Here is an 18,136-nt window from a genome sequence, read left to right as displayed (position 1 = left end):
GAACCTTTCTAAAAGATTCCCGGATAGGATATTACGGTAGCAAAATAAAATATAAGACCGGCCAAACGAACAGCAAGCTATCAAATCGATCTAGGATGCCACCATGTCCAGGCATGATATTGCCTGAATCTTTAACGTTATAATGTCGTTTCAATGCAGATTCGACAAGATCGCCAACCTGTCCAAAAACAGATAAGAAAACTGTCACAATAAGGAGCCTTATTGTGGATACTGTTTCAAGAGAGAACAAGGCAAAGAAGATAGATACAATAACCGCACATACGATGCCACCGATAAATCCTTCAACCGTTTTATTTGGGCTTATGTCAGGCCATAACTTATTTTTACCCATCGCTCGCCCGATAAAATACGCACCAGAATCTGTTGCCCAAACGATAAATAAGGAATAAAAAATAAACATCAGCCCTGCTGTTTCTCTAATTTCAATAAAATAAAAAAATCCCATTCCTATATATAAGGTTGCCATTATCGAAAAGGAAACATCATCGAAAGTAAAGCGATTTTTTGTGACAACTGTGTAAGTTAACAGCAGTAAAACCGCTAAAAGGGCAAATTCAACCTTCGTATAGTGCATTGGTCCAAATATATTTTGCAACTGCTTCGGTATTAGAAAGATCCATAGAACAAGCATTGAAATGAGCCCCGGAATAGAGGCTAATTGGATATTTCTCATTTTTAGCAATTCATACAGTGCAACAGTTGCTAAAACATATACTAATAGAACAAAGGGGAATTTACCCAAAATTACCAAAGGGATAAATATCGCCCCAAATATAATTGCCGAAATAATTCTTTGTTTCATCTTATTGTGTCAACACCTTTATTATACTCCCCCAAACCGCCTTTGACGGTTTTGGAATACTTCGATTGCTTCGACTAAGTGTTCTTCTGAGAAATCTGGCCACAGCACTTCTGTAAACCAAAATTCTGTATAAGCTAGTTGCCAGAGCATAAAATTACTTAACCGTATTTCACCACTCGTACGAATGAGTAAATCCGGATCACTTAATTCACTCGTCATTAAATAGTTAGAAAATACGTCTTCATTTATATTATTCTCTGTCAGTATACCACTTTTGTGGTCTTTTAAGACGTTCTTTACTGCTTCTAAGATTTCTGCTCTACTTCCATAGTTAAGAGCAAAATTTAGAACTAATCCATCATTGTCCTTCGTCTCTTCAATCGCACGATTAATTGCATTTAGCGTATGAGCAGGAAGGCTTTCCTTATATCCCATCATACGTACTTGGACATTTTCCTCTATCAATTCTGGAAGAAATGTTCCTAAAAACTCCTCAGGTAATTTCATCAAATAGTCAACTTCCATTTTCGGTCGCTTCCAGTTTTCTGTTGAAAAAGCATATAAAGTTAACGTGGACACTCCCAATTCATTTGCAAGCTTCGTTATCTTACGGACAACCTTCATCCCTTCATGATGACCTGCGACTCTAGGCAGCGCCCGTTTTTTTGCCCAACGTCCATTTCCATCCATAATAATAGCAATATGAGCGGGTACGGTTTGATTTTTTATTGTTGTTATCCGACGCTCGAGTTCAGAAGAGGGTTTACTCTTCCAAAGCTTTATTTTCTCTAACATAAGACGGCTCCTCCAAAATGTAATCATGTGGCTAAAAGACTACATTTAGTTGTAATAATGCTTCTTCTCTAGTCACAATGTATATTTATTTGTTTTAATGATTGTACACTGTACAGCTAGAAATGAGCGTAATGAAAAAAGCAGGTACATAATTTTGCCTGCTTTTATCATACCAAAAAAGAGAAGAGATATCTCTAAAAAACTAAAGCACCACTTGGAAAAGAAATCAAATTTATTAGAACAGAAATACCCCCTATAAATAGAGGGTATTCTCTCGGTTCATTAAACCTCTAAAATTTCCTTCTCTTTGTCTTTTGTTAGCTGGTCAACCTTTATAATATACTCGTCCGTTAATTTTTGAATGTCATCAGAATAACCACGTTGGTCATCTTCAGTAATTTCACCATTCTTTTCAAGCTTTTTTAAGTCGTCATTTGCATCACGACGGATATTTCTGATGGCAACTTTTGCATCTTCAGATTCTTTCTTTACCACCTTCACCAATTCCTTACGACGCTCTTCTGTTAACTGAGGTATCGCAAGACGAATGATGCTTCCATCATTTGAAGGAGTAATACCGATATCTGATTTTAAGATGGCTTTTTCAATATCACCTAAAATTGATTTATCATAAGGTTGAATCACAAGCATACGCGCTTCTGGAACAGAAACACCTGCAAGTTGGTTAATTGGAGTTGGTGCTCCGTAATAGTCGACCGTAATTCGATCGAGCATAGATGCATTCGCACGTCCTGCACGAATTGAAGCAAGTTCACGAGTGTAAGCACCGATTGCTTTATTCATACGTTCTTTCGCATTTGCAACGATTTGTTTCGGCATTATTTTTTCCCCCTCACAATAGTCCCAATTGATTCGCCCATTACGGCACGCTTGATATTTCCTTGCTCCATAATAGAGAAAACAAGAAGTGGTATATCATTGTCCATACATAAAGAAGAAGCCGTTGAATCCATGACAGCTAATCCTTCCTTAAGTACATCTAAATAAGAAAGCTCATCATACTTCTTCGCTGTTTTATCAATACGTGGGTCAGCAGAATATACTCCATCCACATTATTTTTCGCCATTAAGATGACTTCTGCTTCAATTTCCGCCGCACGTAATGCAGCTGTTGTGTCGGTTGAGAAATAAGGATTTCCAGTACCTGCTGCAAAAATAACCACTCGCTTCTTCTCAAGATGACGAATTGCTCGTCTGCGAATATAAGGTTCTGCTACTTGTCTCATCTCGATAGAAGTTTGTACACGCGTTTCCACACCTGATTGTTCAAGACTATCTTGAAGGGCCAATGAGTTCATGACCGTTGCTAGCATCCCCATATAGTCTGCATTCGCACGGTCCATTCCCATCTCTTCACCAATTTTACCTCGCCAGATATTTCCGCCACCAACAACAACGGCTACTTCAACATCTAAATCTGCAATTTCCTTTACTTGATCGGCAACAGATTTAATCACTTTGGGATTAATTCCGAAGCCTTGCTCACCAGCAAGTGCTTCACCACTTAGTTTTAGTACGACGCGTTTATATTTCGGACTGGTCATAGAAACCTCCATATGTATATTGCTACTTTTAAGCTTTCTTTAAAAATAGGGAACACAGGTGTGTTCCCTAGGAATTACAATTAGTTACCTTTAACTTGGTTCATTACTTCTTCAGCGAAGTTATCTGCGCGCTTTTCGATACCTTCTCCTACTTCGTAACGTACGAATTCGCGAATCTTTCCACCTTTTGATTCTACGAATGCTTTTACTTTTTGATCTGGATCCTTAACGAATGCTTGGTCGTTCACACAAACGTCTTGGAAGTATTTGCTTAGGCGGCCTTCAACCATTTTCGCTACGATGTTTTCTGGCTTGCCTTCGTTAAGTGCCTGTTGAGTAAGAACTTGACGCTCACGCTCAATTTCTTCAGCAGAAACTTCGTCACGAGATACATACTTAGGGTTTAATGCCGCGATGTGCATTGAAACATCCTTAGCAGCAGCGTCGTCAGCTGTTCCTTCTAATACTGTCAACACCCCAATACGTCCACCCATGTGTAGGTAAGCACCGAATGCATCGTTGTCGCCTTTAGTCTTGATTTCAAAACGACGAAGAGAAATTTTCTCACCGATTTTCGCGATAGCTGCATTTACGTGAGACTCAACAGTTGCACCGTTAGCCATTGTTTGTGCACTTACTTCTTCAACTGAAGCTGGTTTGTTAGATAGAACGTGCTCAGCAAGTTCCTTAACTAGTACTTGGAAACCTTCGTTCTTAGCAACGAAATCTGTTTCAGAGTTAACTTCTAGAATAACTGCTTCGTTTCCTTGAGTAAGGATATAAGTAGTTCCTTCTGCAGCTACACGGTCTGCCTTCTTCGCAGCGCTTGCCATACCTTTTTCACGTAAGAAGTCGATTGCTTTTTCCATATCACCTTCAGTTGCTTGAAGTGCTTTTTTACAATCTAACATACCTGCGCCTGTTCTTTCACGTAATTCTTTTACCATTTGAGCCGTTACTGCCATGTGAGTTTCCTCCTTAAAAGCTATGTATTTTAGTGTTAACTAGCTATGAGTAAGCTAGTCAAGATTCGTGTTCATTCTTTAAAAAAAGGTGATAAAGGGGGTCCCTCTTATCACCTTTTAGTAACTAGTGTTTCCTCAGGTCAAAACGTATTACGCTGTAACTTCTTCGCCTTGCTTCGCTTCTAAAATAGCATCTGCCATTTTACCAGTTAATAGCTTAACAGCACGGATAGCGTCGTCGTTTGCAGGGATAACTACATCGATTTCGTCTGGATCACAGTTTGTATCAACGATACCAACGATAGGGATGTTTAATTTATGTGCTTCAGCAACTGCAATACGCTCTTTACGAGGGTCGATAATGAATAAAGCATCAGGAAGTTGCTTCATATCTTTAATTCCGCCTAAGAACTTTTCTAAGCGCTCTTGCTCTTTCTTCAGTTGAACAACTTCTTTCTTAGGAAGTACATCAAATGTACCATCTTCAGCCATTCTTTCGATATCTTTAAGGCGTGCAATACGCTTTTGGATTGTTTCGAAGTTTGTTAAAGTACCACCTAACCAACGTTGGTTAACATAGTACTGACCTGAACGGATTGCTTCTTCTTTTACAGAGTCTTGAGCTTGCTTCTTTGTACCAACGAAAAGAACTGTACCACCGTTACCAGCTAGTTCTTTTACCCAGTTATAAGCTTCTTCAACCTTCTTAACTGTTTTTTGAAGATCGATGATGTAGATGCCGTTACGCTCAGTGAAGATATATTTCTTCATCTTAGGGTTCCAGCGGCGAGTTTGGTGTCCGAAGTGTACACCAGCTTCAAGTAATTGCTTCATTGAAATTACTGACATGTTTGTTTCCTCCTAATGGTTTTTATTTTCCTCCGCCCATTTCAACTTCAGACAAAACTGTCGAAACAGCACCCTTTGTCCAAATCCACGAGCGTGTGTATTAACACCAAGTGTTAATATAGCATAATCAAATGTTACAATCAAGTTTATTCTTGATTATTTTGACGAAATTTGAGTAAAAGTTCTATCTCTGTCTGACCTTTATGGAGCTTTTTAGCAATTTCTTCATATGTCAGACCTTGCTCTTGCAAATGTAGCACTTCTTCCAACATGCTCTTTTCTTTTGGTTCATTCACTTCTTGTAGAGTTTCCTCTACTTCCTTTTCCACTTTGAGATCCATAAGAGTCTCTTCTGCCTCAGTAAAGCCTGGGAGAAGCACCTCAACGTCTTCATCTGTTAATGGTTGTACTGCTCCTGTCTTGTAAGCTTTAACAGCGTGGCTCTTTGAACTTTTAATTGGAAAGAGGACCTTATCTTCCTCTATAGGCGGAAGGATTGGTTCTATGCTGACTTCTCTCTTCTTATTTTTTTCTTTCTTGTTGGATTGATTGGTAGCTGTCTTTGTCATTCTCTCAATAAAGCTTTCATTTTCTTCTTTCATTTCAGCCAAATATGTTGAAATAACATCTTCCATTTCCTCAATCATTCTTTGTTGCTTCTTCTCCACTTCAAACAGCTTTGACTGACGGAGGTATAAGATTACAATGGAAAACAACGCAATTATATTTAATACGATACTGATAAACAAAAATACACTCGTCATATCATCCCTCTATCCGGAAAAGTCAAAAAAGTTTCCTTTATATGGATGAACTTCTTTCACTGACTGACTCTCTTTATTTTTCCGATTTTTCTTCCCCTCTTGGTTCCCTTTCTTATCTCGTTGTTGATCCTTTAGGCGAACCTGTTCCTTTTGCTCATGCTTAGTAACTGAGATTCTATTTTTTTCTACTTCTTTTGCGACGCTGTTTGCAGCAACCTCATTTTGCTGTTGTCCACGCTGTTGTATTTGTTCTTGAAGCTTGCTAGCATCTTGCATCCTAGGAAGAGCAATTTGCATTTCTATTGCTTTTAAACTCATACCCGGTTGCCATCTCCCAACCTAATTATGTACAGATAAAAATAACATCTATTAAACGATTTTTTGTAATGTTTGTCTTAGCTTAAATATAGCTTTGGAATGTATTTGCGATATTCTTGACGTCGATAAGTCCATCACTTGGCCAATTTCAGTTAATGTTAGCTCTTCCTGATAAAACAGGCTTAATACAAGCTGTTCTTTATCATTTAAATGAGAAATCATAGATGATAGCTCTGAAATTAACTCATTTTTAATAATTGTATCCTCTGGTATTTCAGCACGCTCATCCTTTAACGAGAATCCAGCACCGTCTTTTTCCTCACCATCGGGTTGCTCATCAATTGATAATACATTAGCAAAAAAATGCTCGTTCATCGTATTGTGAACATCGTCCTCGCTCATATTTAACTCTTCTGCAATTTCTTTAGAAGTCACATTTCTCATTAATTTTTGTTCTAACTTTTCAATCGTTTGCTCAATTCGTTTCGATTTATCTCTTGTATTCCTAGAGAGCCAATCTTCCTTTCTTAATCCATCAATGATGGCTCCTCGAATACGAAAGGACGCATATGTATCAAATTTCAAGTCCCTTGTTGGATCAAATTTTTCAAGTGCATCGTATAAACCAATCATTCCTAAGCTCTTTAAATCATCTCGTGAAACATTCTTCGGTAAACCAACGGAAATCCTTTGGACATGATAGCTAACGAGCGGCATATATTTTCTTACTAAATAATCACCTGCATCACTGTCTCTTTTGGAAGTCCATTTTTCCCATATGTTTTGTTCCTCGATCGAAGGTGCCTGTCCCATGGTTTCCTCCTCCAAACGACATTGTTCAAATCAATCGTTAGTTTAAATACTTTCTTAATATAAACAGTCCTTATTTCTTTCAAACAATAATCGATTTTTTAGTTGCAAAAAAAATCAGCCATTCCAATAAAAGGCTGATCGTTCATTGTTTTCCATTCTACCATTCCTGAGTGCCTTTGTTAACCGTTCGAATGTGTAAGATTTTTGACTTTGGACAAAACTCAATTGTTCGTCCACTATTTCCTCCAACATCCTCTGCCATGATAGCAATTTTTAACTCAGCCAACTCTCTTTTTACCGCTTCTACATTTCTCGGACCAATTCTCATCATGTCACTTGTGTTGCTAAATTGAAACATTTGCGCTCCACCTGCGATTTTTGCTTTAAGCATAGAAGGTCTTGCGCCTGATTGAACGAGCCTTTTCACCAGCTCCTTCACCCCTGTATCGCCGTATTTTGCAACATTCATTGTACCAGCTTTAGAAAGGGATGAGTCGGGGAGCATAATATGAACAAGGCCTGCAATTTCTTTAACTTGATCATATATGACGACACCCACGCATGATCCAAGACCAGATGTTCTAATTCGGTTAGGAGCAGATACTATATTCATATCTGCTATGCCAACCTTAATAATCTCTACTTTTTCATCCATTATCCCTAACTCCTAAAGATTCAAAGATAATGTGAAAGGAATCCGGGTCAGGCAACAGGAAGAAGTGGCCTCGTACACTTTCACTTATTTCAACATCATCTTCATTAAGTGCTGTATCAATAACTATCGCATAATCACTTACCTGTGATAGTTCAATCAATCCAAAGCTTATAATAGCCCCAACCATATCAACGCTTAATGCAGGAACGGATGGATACAAAGCCAGGCCAGTAAAATCGGATAGTGAAGACAAATAGGAACCAGATAAGATATTTCCAAGCTCCTGCAAGGCAGAGGTAGCAATTTCATTGTCTTCTAATTGATCAAAGGTAAATTCTTCATCACCAATCATCTGCTTAATGAAGACAGTTGCCTGCTCAGGAGGTAGGACAAAAAACATACTGCCAGGTGCTTCTCCTTCAATACGGAGAAACACCGCTGCAACCACATGATCTGCTCCACCCGAGAGCTCCATCATTTCATCAAAAGTTACAATTTTAACATTAGGAACCTGCATATCTATCTTTTTATTTAATAGTTTAGAAAGAGCAGTCGCTGCGTGGCCTGCACCAATATTGCCTATTTCTTTTAATATGTCCAAATGAATAGAAGAAAGATTGCTAATAAACCCCATTTGATTATCCTTCAATCCCTTGAGTTGCATTAACTTCTTCTGGTTTTAAGACCATTTCAAGGTCAAGTAAGATCATTAAGCGCTTGTCGACCTTTACCACACCACTAATATAGTTCGCCTCTTCTGTTCCGACCACATCTGGCTGAGGTTCGATGGATTCTGTTTGGATATCTAGAACGTCGTTGGCTGCATCTACGATTAAGCCAACCTCCATATCCTCTAAAGTAACAATAATAACTCTTGTACTATCCGAATAGGCTTCCTCTTCGATTCCAAAGCGGCTTCTTAAATCTATAATAGGAGTGACAACTCCTCTTAAATTGATCACACCCTTTACAAAGTGCGAGCTACTAGGGACTCTAGTAATATGCTGTACCTTTTCAATGGAACGAACCTTGCTTACTGGAATCGCATATTCTTTTCCTTTTAATTGGAAGATAATAAGCTTTAAATCTGCTACTGATGTCTCACTCATGAGACTTCCCCCTCTTTCCTAACATGCTAGACACACTAGTAATTGTTATTTAATTAGTGCATTGCAATCTACAATGAGTGCCACTTGTCCGTCTCCAAGAATTGTTGCTCCTGAAATAGCAAATACATTTGTTAAATAGTTTCCTAGCGACTTTAACACTACTTCTTGCTGTCCAATAAATGAATCAACCACAAGCCCTGCCATTTTGTCGCCTTTTCTTACGATAATCACGGAGAAAAACTCATCCTCTTCTTCAAAAACAGGAACTTCAAAAATATCCTTTAAATATAGAAGTGGGACTACTTTCCCTCTGAAATCAATCACCTTTTGATTGTGCGCGTTCAGAATATCTTCCTTTTTAACAATTGCTGTCTCAATAATTGAAGAAAGCGGAATTGCGTATTTTTCCTTCTGAATTTCTACTAACATTACAGAAATAATAGAAAGAGTAAGAGGAAGTTGAACGGAGAATACAGAGCCTTCTCCTTCTTTCGAATCAATTGACACGGTTCCACCAAGTGCTTCAATCGTGTTTTTCACAACATCAAGACCAACGCCTCGTCCAGATACATCGGAGATTTTTTCTGCAGTTGAGAAACCTGATGCAAAAATTAGTTCATACACTTGCTTGTCTGTTAATGTTGCAGCCGTTTGTTCAGTAATAATACCGTTTTTTAATGCTTTATTTAATACTCTATCACGGTTAATTCCAGCACCATCATCAGATAATTCAATAAACACATGGTTCCCACTGTGGAAAGCCTTTAAGATAACGGTTCCTTCTTCATTCTTACCCTTCGCTCTTCTTACCTCAGGTGTTTCCACCCCATGGTCTAACGCGTTTCGAATTAGGTGAACAAGCGGGTCACCGATTTCATCAATTACGGTACGATCTAGTTCCGTTTCTGCACCGATAATTTCTAAATTAATCTTTTTCCCTAAATCCCGTGCTAATTGTCGTACCATTCTTGGGAAACGGTTAAATACCGTCTCAACTGGTACCATTCGCATATTTAAGATAATATTTTGAAGATCTCCAGAAATTCGGCTCATACGCTCCACGGTTTCATGAAGTTCTGAATTATTCAGATCCCTAGAGATTTGCTCTAATCTTCCTCTGTCAATGACAAGTTCTTCAAACAAATTCATTAAAATATCTAGTCTTTCAATATTTACCCGAATTGTTTTATTACTAGCCTGTTTCACCGATGTTTGCTTTTTCTGTTCCTCTTGTTGAGCAGGTTCTTCCATTTTCAGTTCTTCTGTATGGATTACTTCCTGTTTGATTGGTTCAGAAATTGTTTCCGCAGTTGGACGGAGTTGTTCAATGGAGATAGGGTGAATATCTACTCTATCAACCTCTGATACTTTCATTACCTTGCTTTGAATATCTGACATTGGTTCTTTTGATACAATCGTTACCGTAAACTCTTGATCAAATTGTTCCTCTTCTAGCTGGTCAACCGAAGGAGTCGATTTAATTACTTCTCCTAGCTTCTCAATCACTTCGAATACCATAAAAACTCTTGCAGCTTTCAACAAGCAGTCTTCTCTCAGTGCAATAGTTATTTCATATGTTTGAAACCCTTGTTCGATTGATTGTTGTAGTACTGTATACTCAAACTCATCGTATTCGCCTTTTAATGCACGAGGAGCATCTGGAGCTAATGTTGCAGCTACCTCCTTTGCCCCTTGAGACATAGCAGGACTTTCTCCCTTTTCAATCAACTTAAGCTTGTCCACTACGATAGCTACATCACGTTTTCCGTCGCCTCCATCAGCAATCGAAAATACCATCGCCTCTAAATCATCTGTAGCTTCAAACACAACATCAAGAATTTCAGGTGTAACAGAAATTTTTTGGTTTCGGATGGCGTCCAACACGTTTTCCATTTGATGAGTTAGACTAGCTAAGTCTTCATACCCCATTGTTGCTGACATTCCTTTTAACGTGTGTGCTGAGCGAAAAATATCATTAACAATGCTAAGATCACTTGGATTTTTCTCAAGATCAAGTAATCGTTCATTACAGTTTTGAAGATGCTCTTTACTTTCCTCGATAAAAACCTCTAAATATTGGCTCATTTCCATGCCCAACAGCTCCTTGGAGTTATACGTATTTCATTATTGTTTCTGCAATATTATCAACGTTTTTGATTTCATCTACTAACTTTGTTGCTATAGCTGCTTTCGGCATTCCAAAAACGATGGATGTTTCCTCTGATTCCGCGATAGCAACTACATTTCCTGACTCTTTTAACTTGATTAGTCCTTTTGTACCATCCGATCCCATCCCAGTCATGATAACGGAAATTTTCGCATGGGAAGATAGCTCACTACAGGACTCAAACATCACATCCACAGCGGGACGATGACCATTTCTTGGAGGGGATTGATCTAAATGAATAGCTAAGTTTGCTCCTACCCATTTAAGTTTCAAATGAAATCCACCTGGTGCAATATAGACTGTTCCTTTTTGAATAATGTCTCCTTCTTCAGCTTCTTTAACATGAACCTCTGAAAGGGAGTCTAATCTTACAGCCAGACTCTTCGTAAATCCAGCTGGCATATGCTGGACTACTAAAACAGGGGCATCAATCGTCTTCGGTAGCTTCGTTATCACTTGTTGTAGCGCACGTGGTCCACCCGTAGATGTACCTATACACACTATTTTTTTTCCTGATAAAACATTGAATTGATGCTTTTTACTTGGTTCTATTTTACTATAATCAATATGCTTTTTTACAGTGTTTTTTTCCTGACTATCCGCCTTCACAAGCTGCTTTATATTGGCTTTACTTGCAGACACTACCTTTTCTACCAATTCTTCCTTCACTTTATGCAAGTCTAGAGAAATGGCACCTGATGGCTTTGTAATAAAATCAGTTGCTCCATATTGAATCGCTAGTATCGTGTTTTCGGCTCCCTGTTTTGTTGTACTCGAGAGCATGACGACTGGAGTTGGTTTCTCAGTCATAATTCGTTTTAATGCTTCAATCCCATTTAATATCGGCATTTCAACGTCCAATGTTACTACATCAGGTTCAAGTTCTATTACTTTTTTTATTGCGTCTTCACCATTTCTTGCTGAACCGACAACAGTCATTCTTGGATCCTCGGTTAAAAAGTCTTGAATGAGCTTTCTCATAAATGCCGAATCATCCACTATAAGCACTTTAATTTTGCTCATGAACAAGCACTACCTTTCAAACAAAAATCGCTTTAGTTTTGAAACAAAATGCGTCTTAGGCTTATCAGAAATTGTTTCAAATTGTCTAGCCTCAAAACGACTGGTCATTTGTTGTAACGCTTTAGCAGCTGGTGCTTTCTCGTTAAAAATAAATGGCGTCTGTTTCGTTACCGCTTGATGGACTTGCCGATCATCCGGTATCATACCGAACTCGATAATATCACGGTTTAAAAATCGATTGACTACAGTTCGTAATCGTTTAAATGTTTCCATTCCTTCACTTTCAGAATGTACTCTATTTACGATAAGCAAAAATGGAAGACTCGAATCATGTAAATGAATATGTTTCATCATCGCATATGCATCTGTAATTGACGTTGGTTCTGGAGTTGTAACCACTAGAATTTCATCAACTGCGAGGATAAAAGGCACCGTTTCTTTTGTGGCACCTGCACCCATATCAAAAAGGATGTATTCATAATCTGAAAGAAGACTCGACAAATCTTCTGTAAACTTCATGTGAACTAGCTTGTCCATATTAACAAAATGGGATAAACCTGTTCCACCAGCAACATAATGTAACCCATGTGGACCAGTAGAAACAATTTCGGACAGTGTTTTACGTCCTTCAAAATAGTCGACTATCGAGTTGGATGCAGATTGGCCAATCAAAATATCTATATTCCCCATTCCAACATCCATATCAAAAAGGAGGACCTTGTATCCTCGACTCGCTAAAGAAATGGAAAAGTTTAATGAGAAATTTGATTTCCCAACTCCACCCTTTCCACTAACGACTGCCAGGGTTTTTGGTGATGGCTTTCCACTCATTTGTTGAATTCTTTGTCTTAACATTTCTGCTTGATCTTTCATGGCTTATTCGACCCCAAGTATCAAATTCGTTACTTGCTCACGATTTGCTGAAATCATATCATCAGGTACATTTTGTCCGTTTGTAATGTAGGCCACACCGATATGACTCGTTTTCATCATATGGAGCATGGCACCATATGTAGAAGTTTCATCAGCTTTCGTAAAAATAAATTTATTGATTTTTATCAACGAAAATTGTTTGTAAATATCAATCATGTCTTTTTGTTTAGCTGTTAAAGCTAACACAAGAAATGTTTCCATATCCTGTTCAAAATCAACAACTTTTTTTAAGTCCTCAACATATTGTTGGTTCCGAAAATTTCTGCCTGCGGTATCAATCAACACAATATCGTAATCCTTAAATGCTTCACACGCTTGCTTGTAATCTTCTAGGCTATAGCAAACCTCTAATGGGACATTTAGAATTTTTGCATAGGTTTTTAACTGATCAATGGCTGCAATTCGATACGTATCAGTAGTGATTAACGCCACCCTTTTTTTATACTTCAATGCGCACTCGGCAGCAATTTTCGCTAATGTTGTCGTCTTTCCAACACCCGTTGGTCCAACAAGGTTTATATATTTTTTTGTAAAGGTAATCCCACCAAAGGAAAGAGTACTTAAACGTTCGTATAATTCTTGACGCAACCACTTATTTACTTCTCTTTCGTTTGCACCCGAACCATTTGAATACCATTTTTGGAGAAGGGAAGACATGAGTTCATCTCTTATGTCTTTTGGAACATCCTGATCAAGCAACAACTGCCCACATTTCTGAATAGGCTCAGGAAGAGGAAGATCCGGTTGCTGCTCTGTAACTGTTTGTAGCATCTTTTTTAATCCTGCAATTTCTGCAAGCATATCCTGTTCAAGCTTTTTATTCCCTTCACTTGTCGGTTGGTTAGGTAAGGGCTTAGGGATAGAGGGTTCTACAGTCCTGCTCGGTAAATGTACCTCTTCTCTATTTATCATTGTAGGCACTGGCTTCACAATAGGCTTTACCTTTACCTTTGGCTGTTCAAATTGCATTTTTCTTTCGGCTTGTATCACTTCATCAATGGCCGCAATGACTTCAATATTTTCCTTTGTAAAAAAACCTAAGAATCCCCCGGTCGTGACAATCTTAGAATTTAATATAACTGCATCGTTTCCAAGCTCCGCTCGAATTTGCTTCATTGCCTCAGGCATATTTGGAGCTGTATATTTTTTTACTTTCAATCTATATTCACCACCCCAACGCTTTGTACTTCTACATTCGCTTCAAGCTCGTTGTATGAGAGAATCGGTATCTGTGGAAAATATCGTTCTGTTAATTGTCTAACGTACATTCTTACAGCTGGTGAACATAACACAATTGGCGATTGTTCTATAATAGATAATTGTTCTACCTGAGTAGCCAGTGATTCTAAAATAGATTGTGATACAGAAGGGTCAAGTGCTAAGTAGTTCCCATGCTCTGTTTGTTGAATGTTATCGACAATCAGCTTTTCAATTTTCCCCGATACCGTCACCACTCGAATCGTTTGACCACCGGCACGATATTGATTGGTAATTTGTCGCGCTAGTGCTTGTCGAACGTATTCAGTTAATAAATCGGTATCGGTAGTTACCTTTCCAAAGTCGGCAAGTGTTTCAAATATAATTGGTAAGTTTCTGACCGATACATTTTCACGAAGAAGCTTTCCAAGTACTTTTTGGATTTCACCAACTGTTAGAGGATTAGGTGTAACCTCTTCTACTAAAATCGGATAGCTTTCTTTTAAATGATCGATTAACTGCTTCGTTTCCTGACGACCCAGTAATTCATGTGCGTTGTTCTTTATTACTTCGGTAATATGAGTAGATACTACAGAAGGGGGATCGACGACGGTATATCCGAAAATTTCCGCTTTCTCTTTTACTTCCTCAGTAATCCATTTAGCAGGTAAGCCGAACGAAGGCTCTACTGTATCAATTCCCTCAATACTATCGTCATCAATGCCAGGGCTCATTGCCAAGTAATGATCCAATAACAGCTCACCTCTTGCCATTTCGCTCCCCTTAATCTTTAAACGATACTCATTCGGTTGAAGCTGTATATTGTCTCGTATTCGCACAACAGGTATCACAAGACCAAGTTCGATTGCCAGCTGTCTACGGATCATAACAATTCGGTCGAGTAAATCTCCGCCCTGATTTGAATCAGCTAAAGGGATAAGCCCATAACCAAATTCAAATTCTATTGGATCTACATTAAGTAGACTGACGACACTTTCTGGCTTCTTCATTTCATCTGTCTGAATTTCTTCTTCCATTTCTTGAATCTCTGTGATGTCCTGCTTAGGAACTCTAGAGTACATATACCCACCAAAAATTAAAAGTCCTGCGATTGGAATGGTTAATATATCTTCTATCGGTGTAAAAAGGCCAAGTATAAAGATTGTTCCACCGGTAATATATAGCATTTTTGGATAGGCCATTAACTGACCGGTAATATCTGTTCCTAAATTCCCATCTGATGCGGCTCTTGTTACAACAATACCTGTCGCAGTTGATATTAATAAAGCAGGCAGCTGACTAACAATACCATCTCCCACCGTTAGTAAAGAGAATTGTTTTGCAGCATCCGCTATTGGTAAACCAAGTTGCGTTACACCAACAACAATTCCGAAAATCAAGTTGATCATTACGATAATGATCCCTGCAATGGCATCTCCCTTAACAAATTTACTTGCTCCGTCCATCGCTCCATAAAAATCTGCTTCCCTACTAACTTTTTCACGACGATCTTTTGCCTCATGTTCAGATATCATTCCTGCATTTAAGTCTGCATCTATACTCATTTGCTTACCAGGCATAGCATCTAGTGTAAATCTCGCAGCAACCTCAGATACACGCTCTGACCCTTTTGTAATAACAATGAATTGAATGATAACAAGAATAATAAAAACAACAATCCCAACAATTACATTTCCCCCAACTACGAAAGATCCAAAGGTTTCAACCACTCCACCTGCTTCCCCATGTGTAAGGATTGCCCTTGTTGTTGATACGTTAAGCCCCAATCTATAAAGAGTTAAAAGTAATAACAAGGATGGGAAAACAGAAAATTGTAGAGGTTCCTTCATATTCATACTATTTAACAGCACAAGAAGAGCCAATGAAATATTCAGCATAATTAGTATGCTTAATAGCCATGTTGGGAAAGGGATAATGAGCATCGCGACAATTAATATTACGCCTACTACTACCGATAAATCTCGTCCTGACATCACTATCTCTCCTCAAGTAATACAATATATCTTTATATCTTTTGCTTTGTTTTATAAACAAATGCTAGAATTTCTGCAACTGCCTTAAAAAACTCCTCGGGAATTGCTTCTCCAATTTCTGCTTGACTGTACAATGCTCTTGCTAACGGACGGTTTTCCATCATAACGACATCATGCTCTTTAGCGACCATTTTAATTTTTTGAGCCATAAAATCTACTCCCTTGGCTACTACAAAAGGAGCATCCTGCTTTGTTTCATCATATTTTAAGCAAATAGCATAATGGGTTGGATTCGTAATAACAACGTCCGCAGTTGGAACATCCTGCATCATTCTTCGCATCGCCATTTCCCGTTGTTTTTGCTTAATTTTCCCTTTAATTTCAGGATTCCCTTCGATGTTCTTATACTCATCTTTTATATCTTGTTTAGACATTCGAATCTTTTTTTCAAAGTCGTATTTTTGATACATATAATCAAGGATGGAAAGAAATAAAAGGGAAGCAGAAGCAATTAGTCCCATTTGTACGGTTAAACCGGCTAACGTAATCATAGAAGCGCCTATGGATTTTTGTGACAGTATTAAAATATCTTCTTTCCGGTTCCAAAGTACAGCAAAGGTGACTCCACCGACAAAACTAATTTTCAACATGGACTTTAGGAGCTCTACAATCGCCCGCATTGAAAAGATATTCTTTGCTCCCTTTATTGGATCAAGCTTTTCAAGCTTAGGCTGAATCGCTTCTGTCGAAAAGAGAAATCCAAATTGAGCAAAATTCGATGCAACACCAGCTACCATAGCGACTGCCATTATTGGTGCTAGTATAAGAACCATTTCACTAAGAATTTCGATAAACATCATTTGAATATTGCCTTCGGTTATCTCTAGCTTCATATATTCTTGGAAGGAATGTTGAAATAAACGAAAAATGATATCTTTAAAATATCCACCTGCAAAGAAAAGGAACAAAAAAACAGCAAGTAAAACGACGGCTGTATTTACATCTTGACTTTTAGCAACCTGACCTTTTTTACGAGATTCTTGCCGTTTCTTTGGGGTAGCTTTTTCTGTTTTTTCCCCTGAAAAGAACTGCAAATCTAAACGTAGGGTTTTCAAGCTACAGACCCCCAATCAATTCCATTAACCCTCTCATTGTTGATAACATCGTTTCAAATAGTGTTGCAACAGCACCCATTAATATACTCATTACTGCAATAAGAACAATAAAACCAACACCTAATTTTAAGGGAAGACCCACTACAAAAATATTTAGCTGTGGTACTGTCCGTGCCACAATTCCGAGGGCAACATCGACCAAAAATAGGCTTCCAACAATCGGTATAGATAATTGGAGGGCAACGCCAAACATTTTTGAAATGGATGTAAGAATATAATTAGGTATGCTTTCATCTCCTAAAGGAATCCAAGCTTGATCTAATGGAATGAATTGATAACTAAAATAAATTCCATCCAGTAAAAGATGATGTCCGTTTAATGCCAATAAGAAGAACAATGATATCGTATATAAATATTGCCCCATTAATGGACTCTGTGTTCCCGTCTGAGGATCTATAACATTGGCAATCGCTAAGCCCATTTGAAAGTCAATAAAGCCACCAGCTATTTGAATGGCCGCCATAATGACATAAGCGATAAAACCTAACATAATACCAATCATTGCCTCTTTAATAATTAATAAAAAGTAAGCACCGTTTATTTCTAAAACCGGTGCATCGAATGTAAAAATCATAATCCATGACAAGAAAAAGCCAAGTCCTACCTTATGAGTAGTCGGAATTGAACGATAAGAAAATAAGGGCATTAATAAGAAAAAAGAAGTAACCCGTACAAACACTAATAAAAATGCCGGGAACATCGGAAGAAAGTCTACCATAGGTTATCCCACATACCTTGTTAAATTAGTAAAGATTTCGCTTGCATAAGATAGCATATGACTTAGCATCCAAGGTCCAAAAAACACTAGCCCTAGCAATACTGCAACAATCTTCGGAACGAACGCAAGTGTTTGTTCTTGAATCTGTGTTGTTGCCTGAAATATACTTATTATTAAACCCACTATTAAGGCCAATGCTAGCAAGGGTCCGGAAATCATAATGACCACCCATATCCCCTGTTCAGCAATGGCAATTACACTATCTGGAGTCAA

At 38.2% G+C, this 18,136-nt stretch carries 20 protein-coding genes; all 20 read right to left on the bottom strand.

What is annotated here, in order from left to right:
• Positions 1-31: 31 nt before the first annotated feature.
• Positions 32-823: a phosphatidate cytidylyltransferase gene (locus ACQ5H4_RS05315; RefSeq protein WP_430773934.1), complete on the bottom strand. Its 792-nt coding sequence runs from the start codon at positions 821-823 to the stop codon at positions 32-34.
• Positions 824-844: 21 nt separating this feature from the next.
• Entirely contained in the window at positions 845-1,618 is a 774-nt protein-coding gene (uppS, locus tag ACQ5H4_RS05310) for an undecaprenyl pyrophosphate synthase (RefSeq protein WP_430773933.1), read from the bottom strand.
• Positions 1,619-1,900: 282 nt separating this feature from the next.
• Positions 1,901-2,458: a ribosome recycling factor gene (gene frr / locus ACQ5H4_RS05305; RefSeq protein ID WP_430773932.1), complete on the bottom strand. Its 558-nt coding sequence runs from the start codon at positions 2,456-2,458 to the stop codon at positions 1,901-1,903.
• A complete protein-coding gene (pyrH, locus tag ACQ5H4_RS05300) occupies positions 2,458-3,183 on the bottom strand; it encodes a UMP kinase (protein WP_251515674.1) in 726 nt (241 codons plus the stop codon). The genes frr and pyrH overlap by 1 nt, the downstream gene beginning before the upstream one ends.
• 80 nt (positions 3,184-3,263) lie before the next feature.
• Positions 3,264-4,148: a translation elongation factor Ts gene (tsf, locus tag ACQ5H4_RS05295; RefSeq protein ID WP_430773931.1), complete on the bottom strand. Its 885-nt coding sequence runs from the start codon at positions 4,146-4,148 to the stop codon at positions 3,264-3,266.
• 150 nt (positions 4,149-4,298) lie between these two features.
• On the bottom strand, positions 4,299-4,997 hold the full coding sequence (rpsB, locus tag ACQ5H4_RS05290) for a 30S ribosomal protein S2 (RefSeq protein WP_430773930.1): 699 nt from the start codon (positions 4,995-4,997) through the stop codon (positions 4,299-4,301).
• Between the two features lie 146 nt (positions 4,998-5,143).
• On the bottom strand, positions 5,144-5,761 hold the full coding sequence (locus tag ACQ5H4_RS05285; RefSeq protein WP_430773929.1) for an RNA polymerase sigma factor: 618 nt from the start codon (positions 5,759-5,761) through the stop codon (positions 5,144-5,146).
• 9 nt (positions 5,762-5,770) lie between these two features.
• On the bottom strand, positions 5,771-6,079 hold the full coding sequence (locus ACQ5H4_RS05280) for a hypothetical protein (RefSeq protein ID WP_430773928.1): 309 nt from the start codon (positions 6,077-6,079) through the stop codon (positions 5,771-5,773).
• Between the two features lie 51 nt (positions 6,080-6,130).
• On the bottom strand, positions 6,131-6,892 hold the full coding sequence (locus ACQ5H4_RS05275; RefSeq protein WP_430773927.1) for a FliA/WhiG family RNA polymerase sigma factor: 762 nt from the start codon (positions 6,890-6,892) through the stop codon (positions 6,131-6,133).
• Between the two features lie 157 nt (positions 6,893-7,049).
• Positions 7,050-7,547, bottom strand: coding sequence for a chemotaxis protein CheD (locus ACQ5H4_RS05270; protein ID WP_430773926.1), 498 nt, complete (start codon positions 7,545-7,547; stop codon positions 7,050-7,052).
• Positions 7,540-8,181, bottom strand: coding sequence for a chemotaxis protein CheC (locus tag ACQ5H4_RS05265; protein ID WP_430773925.1), 642 nt, complete (start codon positions 8,179-8,181; stop codon positions 7,540-7,542). The genes ACQ5H4_RS05270 and ACQ5H4_RS05265 overlap by 8 nt, the downstream gene beginning before the upstream one ends.
• Positions 8,182-8,185: 4 nt before the next feature.
• The gene (locus ACQ5H4_RS05260; protein WP_430773924.1) at positions 8,186-8,656 is read right to left on the bottom strand and encodes a chemotaxis protein CheW; all 471 of its coding nucleotides are present in this window, start codon (positions 8,654-8,656) and stop codon (positions 8,186-8,188) included.
• 45 nt (positions 8,657-8,701) lie between these two features.
• The gene (locus ACQ5H4_RS05255; protein WP_430773923.1) at positions 8,702-10,747 is read right to left on the bottom strand and encodes a chemotaxis protein CheW; all 2,046 of its coding nucleotides are present in this window, start codon (positions 10,745-10,747) and stop codon (positions 8,702-8,704) included.
• Between the two features lie 19 nt (positions 10,748-10,766).
• Positions 10,767-11,846 carry a protein-glutamate methylesterase/protein-glutamine glutaminase gene (locus ACQ5H4_RS05250; RefSeq protein WP_430773922.1) on the bottom strand — a complete coding sequence of 360 codons (1,080 nt, stop codon included), beginning with the start codon at positions 11,844-11,846 and terminating at the stop codon, positions 10,767-10,769.
• Positions 11,847-11,855: 9 nt separating this feature from the next.
• Positions 11,856-12,719, bottom strand: coding sequence for a MinD/ParA family protein (locus ACQ5H4_RS05245; RefSeq protein WP_430773921.1), 864 nt, complete (start codon positions 12,717-12,719; stop codon positions 11,856-11,858).
• Positions 12,720-12,722: 3 nt separating this feature from the next.
• Positions 12,723-13,937 (bottom strand): flagellar biosynthesis GTPase FlhF, encoded by a 1,215-nt coding sequence (gene flhF / locus ACQ5H4_RS05240; RefSeq protein WP_430773920.1) that lies wholly within the window; start codon positions 13,935-13,937, stop codon positions 12,723-12,725.
• The gene (gene flhA, locus ACQ5H4_RS05235; protein WP_430773919.1) at positions 13,934-15,970 is read right to left on the bottom strand and encodes a flagellar biosynthesis protein FlhA; all 2,037 of its coding nucleotides are present in this window, start codon (positions 15,968-15,970) and stop codon (positions 13,934-13,936) included. Before flhA ends, flhF begins: the two co-directional genes overlap by 4 nt.
• Before the next feature lie 32 nt (positions 15,971-16,002).
• Positions 16,003-17,085 carry a flagellar biosynthesis protein FlhB gene (gene flhB / locus ACQ5H4_RS05230; RefSeq protein ID WP_430773918.1) on the bottom strand — a complete coding sequence of 361 codons (1,083 nt, stop codon included), beginning with the start codon at positions 17,083-17,085 and terminating at the stop codon, positions 16,003-16,005.
• A gap of 1 nt (position 17,086) precedes the next feature.
• A complete protein-coding gene (gene fliR / locus ACQ5H4_RS05225) occupies positions 17,087-17,863 on the bottom strand; it encodes a flagellar biosynthetic protein FliR (RefSeq protein WP_430773917.1) in 777 nt (258 codons plus the stop codon).
• A 3-nt stretch (positions 17,864-17,866) separates the two neighbouring features.
• Positions 17,867-18,136: a flagellar biosynthesis protein FliQ gene (gene fliQ / locus ACQ5H4_RS05220; protein ID WP_430773916.1), complete on the bottom strand. Its 270-nt coding sequence runs from the start codon at positions 18,134-18,136 to the stop codon at positions 17,867-17,869.

It is taken from the genome of Bacillus coreaensis, from assembly GCF_050586445.1.
Classification (GTDB): Bacteria; Bacillota; Bacilli; order Bacillales; family Cytobacillaceae; genus Robertmurraya_A; species Robertmurraya_A coreaensis.
This window is presented reverse-complemented; position numbering and strand designations above follow the sequence as displayed.

What these genes read in the sequence shown, in the direction of transcription:
- ACQ5H4_RS05315 (WP_430773934.1), bottom strand. Translation starts at nt 823, where the DNA reads ATGAAACAAAGAATTATTTCGGCAATTATATTTGGGGCGATATTTATC.
- uppS (WP_430773933.1), bottom strand. Translation starts at nt 1,618, where the DNA reads ATGTTAGAGAAAATAAAGCTTTGGAAGAGTAAACCCTCTTCTGAACTC.
- frr (WP_430773932.1), bottom strand. Translation starts at nt 2,458, where the DNA reads ATGCCGAAACAAATCGTTGCAAATGCGAAAGAACGTATGAATAAAGCA.
- pyrH (WP_251515674.1), bottom strand. Translation starts at nt 3,183, where the DNA reads ATGACCAGTCCGAAATATAAACGCGTCGTACTAAAACTAAGTGGTGAA.
- tsf (WP_430773931.1), bottom strand. Translation starts at nt 4,148, where the DNA reads ATGGCAGTAACGGCTCAAATGGTAAAAGAATTACGTGAAAGAACAGGC.
- rpsB (WP_430773930.1), bottom strand. Translation starts at nt 4,997, where the DNA reads ATGTCAGTAATTTCAATGAAGCAATTACTTGAAGCTGGTGTACACTTC.
- ACQ5H4_RS05285 (WP_430773929.1), bottom strand. Translation starts at nt 5,761, where the DNA reads ATGACGAGTGTATTTTTGTTTATCAGTATCGTATTAAATATAATTGCG.
- ACQ5H4_RS05280 (WP_430773928.1), bottom strand. Translation starts at nt 6,079, where the DNA reads ATGAGTTTAAAAGCAATAGAAATGCAAATTGCTCTTCCTAGGATGCAA.
- ACQ5H4_RS05275 (WP_430773927.1), bottom strand. Translation starts at nt 6,892, where the DNA reads ATGGGACAGGCACCTTCGATCGAGGAACAAAACATATGGGAAAAATGG.
- ACQ5H4_RS05270 (WP_430773926.1), bottom strand. Translation starts at nt 7,547, where the DNA reads ATGGATGAAAAAGTAGAGATTATTAAGGTTGGCATAGCAGATATGAAT.
- ACQ5H4_RS05265 (WP_430773925.1), bottom strand. Translation starts at nt 8,181, where the DNA reads ATGGGGTTTATTAGCAATCTTTCTTCTATTCATTTGGACATATTAAAA.
- ACQ5H4_RS05260 (WP_430773924.1), bottom strand. Translation starts at nt 8,656, where the DNA reads ATGAGTGAGACATCAGTAGCAGATTTAAAGCTTATTATCTTCCAATTA.
- ACQ5H4_RS05255 (WP_430773923.1), bottom strand. Translation starts at nt 10,747, where the DNA reads ATGGAAATGAGCCAATATTTAGAGGTTTTTATCGAGGAAAGTAAAGAG.
- ACQ5H4_RS05250 (WP_430773922.1), bottom strand. Translation starts at nt 11,846, where the DNA reads ATGAGCAAAATTAAAGTGCTTATAGTGGATGATTCGGCATTTATGAGA.
- ACQ5H4_RS05245 (WP_430773921.1), bottom strand. Translation starts at nt 12,719, where the DNA reads ATGAAAGATCAAGCAGAAATGTTAAGACAAAGAATTCAACAAATGAGT.
- flhA (WP_430773919.1), bottom strand. Translation starts at nt 15,970, where the DNA reads ATGTCAGGACGAGATTTATCGGTAGTAGTAGGCGTAATATTAATTGTC.
- fliR (WP_430773917.1), bottom strand. Translation starts at nt 17,863, where the DNA reads ATGGTAGACTTTCTTCCGATGTTCCCGGCATTTTTATTAGTGTTTGTA.